Consider the following 6,465-nt stretch of genomic DNA (forward strand, 5'->3'; position numbering starts at 1 on the left):
GCCTGCGTATCGGCGTGCTCGCCTCTAATCCCGACCTGTACAGCAACCAGCGCATCATGGAGGCCGGTGCCGAGCGCGGCCACCGCATGAGCTTCCTGGATATCCGCCAGTGCTATATGAAGCTGGACCCCACAGAGCCGGAAGTGCACTACCGGGATGGGCGCATCCTCAACAACCTGGACGCGGTGATCCCGCGGATTCGCCCCAGTCAGACCTTCTACGGCTGCGCACTCACCCGCCACTTCGAGAGCATCGGCGTATTCGCCCTCAACGGTTCGGCGGCCATCAGCCAGTCGCGGGACAAGCTGTTTTCCCTGCAGCTGTTGCAGCAGAACGGCCTGAATATCCCCATTTCCGGTTTCGCCAACTCGCCGGTGGACACCAACGAACTGATCGAAATGGTGGGCGGCGCGCCGCTGATCGTGAAGTTGCTGGAGGGTACCCAGGGCCGGGGCGTGGTGCTGGCGGAAACCCGCAAGGCGGGGGAGTCGGTGATCAACGCCTTCAAATCCCTCAAGGCCAACCTGCTGGTGCAGGAGTTTATCCGCGAGGCCCAGGGGCGCGACCTGCGCCTGTTCGTGATCGACAACAAGGTTGTGGCGGCCATCCAGCGGGAGGCGGCGCCGGGCGAGTTCCGGGCCAATATCCACCAGGGCGGTACCGCCTCGGTGGTCAAGGTCACCGCCGAGGAGAAGCGCCTGGCGTCCAAGGCCGCCAAGGTCCTGGGGCTCAAGGTGGCCGGGGTGGACATCATCCGCTCCAAGAAGGGACCGCTGCTGCTGGAGGTGAATTCCTCACCGGGGCTCGAGGGCATCGAGAGCGCCACCCGCAAGGATGTGGCCGGCAGTATGATCGTGGCCATTGAAAAGGCGCTCAAATGGCGATCATTGGCGGTACAGGAAACCCCGCCCCCTCTCCCCTGATGGCGACGCCTTCCCGCCGGTACTAACCTTTGAGAGCGCCGCGGCAAAGTGCCCGGCGCAACGACTGTTTTCCAGGGTGGTCAACGGGGCTCAAAGGTATGATTCCTAGGCAATACCGCATCTACCTGCGTATCTCCGGCCTGGTGGTGCTCCACCTGACGGTACTGCTGGCGGCGGTGGCCGCCACCGGTAGCCGCGCCGGCACCCTGCTGTCCGATTCCGAAGCCGGGCGCCGGGTGATGGTCGACTACATCGTTCACTTCGCCCACCATCTGCAGTGGCCCATCCAGGTGTTTTCCGGCACCGGTGCCCCTTTCCGTATCTGTGTCATGGGCGATGACCGCCTGCGCGCACCCCTGGCGAAGCGCCTTAAGCACCAGCGGGTGAACGGGCGTCGCGTGGAGCTGGAGCAGGTGAACCTCGGCGAACTGCTGCGGGCGCGCAGCTGCCAGATAGTGGTGTTGGGGCATATGGAAAGGGAAAGCCTGATGAAGACAGTGGGTGCCCTGGAGTTCTTCCCCGTCCTCACCATCAGCGATATCGAGCGTTTCGCCGCCGCCGGCGGTATCATCGGCTTTACCGGCAACGGCGACACCATCGCCCTGCAACTGAATAAGACCATGCTCGACCGGGCGGAGCTGAAAATGGGCAACAGCCTGTTTCGCCTGAGTCGGGAGCCTGAGTAGAGCGGGCCGCACGCCCGGTACGGCCCGCTGGCGCGAAGGGTAAAATTCGCGTAGAATCTGCGCCCGGTTTGGCGGGTCCTCCGCCGGTCACACAACGAGAGCCGCGCGTGAACAAAGTTTTTAAAAAAGCGAGATGAGCTGAGAGGCCATCTCGCTTTTTTATAGGGTACGCCTGCGCCCTGCCGAAGGCAGCTCGGGGACCCTCCAGGGCCCGGTCAGCCTGGCACCCCGCAAATGCGGCACATCTCGGGTAAACAGCATTCACTGGAGATCAATTTGAATAAAACCGCCCCCACGCCGGAGCCCCTGATGCCCCACACTACGCCAGCTCTGCTGATACTTGCAGACGGCAGCGAATTTTACGGGCGCGCCATCGGCGCCCACGGCAGCGCCGTTGGCGAAGTGGTTTTCAATACCTCCATGACCGGCTACCAGGAGATCCTCACCGATCCTTCCTACGCCCGACAGATAGTGACTCTCACCTATCCCCATATCGGCAATACCGGCACCAATGCGGAAGATGAGGAATGCGATCAGGTCTGGGCCGCGGGCCTGGTGATCCGCGACCTGCCGCTGCTGGCCAGCAGCTTCCGCAAGAAGCAGTCGCTGGACGAATACCTGCGGGAGCGCAATATCGTCGGTATCGCCGATATCGACACCCGCCGCCTCACCCGCCTTCTGCGCGACGGCGGTGCCCAGAGCGGCTGTATTGTCGCCGGGGAAAACATCGACAGCGCAGCGGCGCTGGCCAAGGCGCGGGAGTTCGCCGGCCTGAAGGGCATGGACCTGGCCAGGGTGGTCTCCACCAGGCAGAGCTACCCGTTCAACGAGGGCACCTGGGAGCTGGGCGCGGGCCACAGGGCCGCATCGGAACAGCCTTTCAAAGTGGTGGCCTACGACTACGGAGTCAAACGCAATATCCTGCGTATGCTGGTGGACCGGGGCTGCGACGTCACCGTGGTGCCGGCGGAAACTCCGGCCTCCGAGGCGCTGGCGCTCAACCCCGACGGCATCTTCCTGTCCAACGGCCCCGGCGACCCGGAGCCCTGCGACTACGCCATCGACGCGATCAGGGAATTTCTCGAGGTGGGCATCCCCACCTACGGCATCTGCCTCGGCCACCAACTGCTGGGCCTGGCGGTGGGTGGCCGCTCGGCAAAAATGAAGTTTGGCCACCACGGGGGCAACCACCCGGTGCAGTGTTTACAGACCGGCAAGGTGATGATCACCGCCCAGAACCACGGCTTCTCGGTGGATGCGGACAGCCTGCCGGAGAATGTGGAAGTGACCCACGTGTCCCTGTTCGACCGCACACTGCAGGGTATCCGCCTGAAAGACAAACCGGCGTTCAGCTTCCAGGGGCACCCCGAGGCCAGCCCGGGGCCGCACGATATGGCGCCGCTGTTTGATCAGTTTATCGAGTTGATGAAGGTGCGCCGCTAGGGGCCGGCCGTAGGATGGGCAAAGCGCAGCGTGCCCATCGGTTTCAGGTGATGGGCATGTCGCTGCGCTCCTTTGCCCATCCTACGCCAGAGACAGTCACTTTATCTGCCGGCATAGGCCGGTGTGAAACGGAAGAAAGATGCCAAAACGTACAGACATCAAAAGCATTCTGATCATCGGTGCCGGTCCGATTGTCATCGGTCAAGCTTGTGAATTTGATTATTCCGGCGCCCAGGCCTGCAAGGCACTGCGCGAGGAGGGCTACCGGGTGATCCTGGTGAACTCCAACCCCGCCACCATCATGACCGATCCTTCCATGGCGGACGCCACCTATATCGAGCCGGTGGAGTGGCGCACGGTGGCCAAGATCATCGAGGAGGAGCGCCCGGACGCCATCCTGCCCACCATGGGCGGCCAGACGGCGCTCAACTGTGCACTGGATCTGGACAAGCACGGCGTGCTGGAAAAGTTCAGTGTGGAGCTGATCGGTGCCGACAAAGACGCCATCGAAAAGGCCGAGGACCGCGACCTGTTCGACAAGGCCATGCGCGCCATCGGCCTGGAGACCCCGCGGGCGAAGATCGTGCACTCCCTGGAGGAGGCGAAGAAGGTGCCGGAGGAGTTCGGCTTCCCGGTGATCATCCGCCCCTCCTTCACCATGGGCGGCTCCGGCGGGGGCGTGGCCTATAACTGGCCCGAGTTCGAGGAGATCTGCAAGCGCGGCCTCGACCTGTCGCCCACCAACGAACTGCTGATCGACGAGTCGCTGCTGGGCTGGAAAGAATATGAAATGGAGGTGGTGCGCGACAGGAACGACAACTGCATCATCGTCTGCTCCATCGAGAACTTCGACCCCATGGGCGTGCATACTGGCGACTCCATCACCGTGGCCCCGGCGCAGACCCTGACCGACAAGGAATACCAACTGATGCGCAACGCCTCCATCGCGGTGTTGCGCGAGATCGGCGTGGAGACCGGCGGTTCCAACGTGCAGTTCGGCGTCTGCCCCGAAACCGGGCGCATGGTGGTGATCGAGATGAACCCGCGGGTGTCCCGCTCCTCGGCGCTGGCTTCCAAGGCCACCGGCTTCCCTATCGCCAAGGTGGCCGCCAAGCTGGCGGTGGGCTACACGCTGGACGAACTGCAGAACGATATCACCGGCGGTGCCACTCCGGCCTCCTTCGAGCCCACCATCGATTACGTGGTCACCAAGATCCCGCGCTTCACCTTCGAGAAGTTCGGCGAGGCGGACGCGCGCCTGACCACGCAGATGAAATCCGTGGGCGAGGTGATGGCCATCGGCCGCACTTTCCAGGAGTCCCTGCAGAAGGCCCTGCGCGGCCTGGAGGTGGGCAGTTTCGGCCTGGAGCGTAAGATAGACCCGAATGAGGACGGCGCCCAGGAGCGCCTGCGCCGCGAGCTCTCGGTGCCCGGTGCCGAGCGCATCTGGTATGTGGGCGACGCCTTCCGCATGGGGATGAGTGTACAGGAAGTCTACGAAGTATCCGCCATCGACCCCTGGTTCCTGGTGCAGATCGAGGAACTGATCAAGATCGAGGAGCCCCTGCGCTCCCTGCCCACCTCGGCGCTCACCACCGAGCAGATGCGCTACCTGAAACGCAAAGGTTTCTCCGACCGCCGCCTGGCGGACCTGCTCGGCGTCAGCCAGAAAACCGTGCGCGAATTCCGCCACAAGCTGGGCGTATTCCCCTCTTACAAGCGCGTCGATACCTGCGCGGCCGAGTTCTCCACCAGCACCGCGTATATGTACTCCACCTACGACGAGGAGTGTGAGGCGAACCCGTCCGGCAGGAAGAAGATCATGGTGCTCGGCGGCGGTCCCAACCGCATCGGTCAGGGCATCGAGTTCGACTACTGCTGCGTGCACGCCGCGCTGGCGATGCGTGAGGACGGCTACGAGACCATCATGGTCAACTGTAACCCCGAGACCGTCTCCACCGATTACGACACCTCCGACCGCCTCTATTTCGAGCCGGTGACCCTGGAGGACGTGCTGGAAATCGTGCGCAAGGAAAAGCCGGTGGGGGTGATCGTGCAGTTCGGCGGCCAGACGCCGCTGAACCTGGCGCGCTACCTGGCCAACGAAGGGGTGCCGATCATCGGTACCACCCCGGAGCAGATCGATCGCGCGGAGGATCGCGAACGCTTCCAGCAGATGATTATGCGCCTGGGGCTCAAGCAGCCGCAGAACGCCATAGTGCGCTCGGTTTCCGAGGCGATCCAGGCCGCCAAGGAAGTGGGCTACCCGCTGGTGGTTCGTCCCTCCTACGTGCTCGGCGGCCGCGCCATGGAGATCGTGTACAAGGAAGACGAACTGCTGAATTACATGAAAGAGGCGGTGCAGGTGTCCGACGAGGCCCCTGTGCTGCTGGACAACTTCCTCAACGCCGCCATCGAGGTGGATATCGATGCGGTATCCGATGGGCAGGATGTTGTGATCGGCGCAATCATGCAGCATATCGAACAGTGCGGCGTTCACTCCGGGGACTCCGCCTGTTCGCTGCCGCCCTACAGCCTGCCGGCGGAAGTGCAGGACCGCATGCGCGAACAGGTCAAGGCCATGGCTCGCGAACTGGGCGTGGTGGGGCTGATGAACACCCAACTGGCCTACCAGGACGGCGAGATCTATGTGATCGAGGTGAACCCCCGCGCCTCGCGCACCGTGCCCTTCGTATCCAAGTGCATCGGCACCTCCCTGGCCAAGATCGCCGCGCGCTGCCAGGCGGGTACCACCCTGGCGGAACAGGGTTTTACCAAGGAAATCGTGCCGGATTACTTCTCGGTCAAGGAATCGGTATTCCCGTTCAACAAGTTCCCCAAAGTGGACCCCATCCTCGGCCCGGAAATGAAATCCACCGGCGAGGTCATGGGCGTGGGCGAGACCTTTGCCGAGGCCTTCGACAAGGGCCTGCTCGCCGCCGGCGACACCCTGCCGGAGTCCGGCAAGGTGTTCATCTCCGTGCGCGACTTCGACAAGCCCGACGTGGTGAGCGTTGCGCGGGACCTGGCCGGGCTCGGATTCGAGCTGGTCGCCACCCGCGGCACTGCCAGGGTCTTGCAAGAGAGCGATATTCCCGTTACAACCGTCAACAAGATGAGCGAGGGCCGGCCCCATATTGTCGATATGATCAAAAACGACGAGATCGCCCTGGTGGTCAACACCACAGAGGGGCGCCAGGCCATTCGCGATTCCGCCGATATCCGCCGCAGCGCGGAGAATCACCAGGTGTGCTACACCACCACGCTGGCCGCGGCCAAGGCCATGGCCCTGGCGATGCAGATCGGCGAACCGCTCAAGGTGCGCCGCCTGCAGGACCTGCACCAGCAGGTGGTCAAGCTCCCTGAATAAGGCTTGCGCCTTTTTGTAGGAGCGGCGGGGCGGATGGCCGCCC

4 protein-coding genes are annotated in these 6,465 nt (G+C 63.4%); all 4 read left to right on the top strand.

Annotated elements, in window-relative coordinates:
- Positions 1-2 precede the first annotated feature (2 nt).
- Positions 3-923, top strand: a complete 921-nt coding sequence (rimK, locus tag ACRC0P_RS15945) for a 30S ribosomal protein S6--L-glutamate ligase (protein WP_438632296.1) — start codon at positions 3-5, stop codon at positions 921-923.
- Between the two features lie 98 nt (positions 924-1,021).
- Positions 1,022-1,609, top strand: a complete 588-nt coding sequence (locus ACRC0P_RS15950) for a YfiR family protein (RefSeq protein ID WP_438632293.1) — start codon at positions 1,022-1,024, stop codon at positions 1,607-1,609.
- Between the two features lie 309 nt (positions 1,610-1,918).
- A complete protein-coding gene (gene carA / locus ACRC0P_RS15955) occupies positions 1,919-3,052 on the top strand; it encodes a glutamine-hydrolyzing carbamoyl-phosphate synthase small subunit (protein WP_438632297.1) in 1,134 nt (377 codons plus the stop codon).
- A gap of 139 nt (positions 3,053-3,191) precedes the next feature.
- Positions 3,192-6,422, top strand: a complete 3,231-nt coding sequence (gene carB, locus ACRC0P_RS15960) for a carbamoyl-phosphate synthase large subunit (protein ID WP_438632294.1) — start codon at positions 3,192-3,194, stop codon at positions 6,420-6,422.
- Positions 6,423-6,465: the final 43 nt, after the last annotated feature.

The sequence above is a fragment of the Microbulbifer sp. genome (assembly GCF_051659245.1).
Classification (GTDB): domain Bacteria; phylum Pseudomonadota; class Gammaproteobacteria; order Pseudomonadales; family Cellvibrionaceae; genus Microbulbifer.